Source organism: Oleiphilus sp. HI0066 (assembly GCF_001635725.1).
Window position 1 is genome coordinate 1 of record NZ_LWFH01000407.1, and the last position, 1194, is coordinate 1194.

At 41.5% G+C, this 1194-nt stretch carries 1 protein-coding gene and 1 pseudogene; one reads left to right on the plus strand and one right to left on the minus strand.

What is annotated here, in order from left to right:
- Positions 1-562 (minus strand): SDR family NAD(P)-dependent oxidoreductase (locus tag A3738_RS05465; RefSeq protein WP_369819772.1); only part of this gene is annotated, 562 nt, incomplete at its 3' end.
- Between the two features lie 383 nt (positions 563-945).
- Between A3738_RS05465 and A3738_RS05470 the strand changes: the two are divergent.
- A pseudogene (locus tag A3738_RS05470) lies at positions 946-1194 on the plus strand (efflux RND transporter periplasmic adaptor subunit); the annotation flags it as partial.

The following is a 1194-nucleotide window of genomic DNA, read 5'->3' on the forward strand; positions in this document are numbered from 1 at the left end:
CAGTCATTGCCGCGACACCTGCTTTAGCTGCACTGTAATTTGTTTGACCAAAATTACCGGCTCGACTTACGCTTGAAATATTAATAATGACGCCACCAGAGCCTTGCTCAACCATGCTTGCAGCAGCTTCGCGTCCACATAAAAATACACCGGTGAGATTCACGTCGATCACTGCTTGCCACTGGGCTAATGGTAATTTCTGAACCTCGTCATCATTAGTTTTGACCATCAAGCCATCTTTGAGAATGCCTGCATTGTTTATCAAACCATCTAAGTGCCCAAAATCTTCTTTTATCTGCAAGAATGTCTGCACAACCTCATGCTCTTGAGCCACGTTACAGGCATAGCCTTTTGCATTCGGTAGCTCTTTTACTGCGTTATTAGTTGCTTCTATATCCAGATCAATTAGCGCAATGAGTGCGCCTTTTTCTGATAGTAGTTTTGCCATCGCGAAGCCTAGTCCGCGTGCCGCACCGGTGACGGCAATTACTTTATTCTTTATATCCATAGTTCTTAATCGATCGAATTTAAATTGGTGATGGTATGTTACTACAGCGAGCATATTGTACGCCTTGATTTTTATATACCTATAAGTCGATCTGATAGCTCATCGTAAGTTTATCGTCCGAAGAGGAGAGGCAGAATTGTCCTTGATTAGGGCCGTCAGATCTTATGAATTCTTGGGGAAGAATGATAAAAGCTGAAACACTGAGATAAGCCGATCCAAGCATTTACGCTTTTTCTTAGGGAGATATTTTCTTGACCAGCGCTCGCTAGACAGATTGACCCGGTTGTAATTGCTTGTCGATAATTTGGTTAAATTATTGTTTTTGTTTGAGCTCTAAGCTTCCCAATCTCTAGTTTATGTACTTTACTTAAGAAGTCGTAATTTTAGTGTGCAAAAGCGTATTTGCCTTAGGTTTAGAATGAACTGGGAGTTAAGTAATGATTAGGGTTTGTCGCACGAGCATAGTTATCAGTTTGTTTATCAGTTTGTTTATCAGTTTGGTTGGCTGTTCAGGTGGAAATGAAAAAAAACCAACTGCACCACCTCCTAAAGTCGGTGTAATCACTATTGCTTCGGAGGATGTTAATCCGACCAGAGAGTTTACAGGCAAAACAGAAGCCTCCGAAGACGTTACGATACAAGCTCGTGTAGAAGGGTATTTAGTATCTCAGGCTGTGAATGATGGC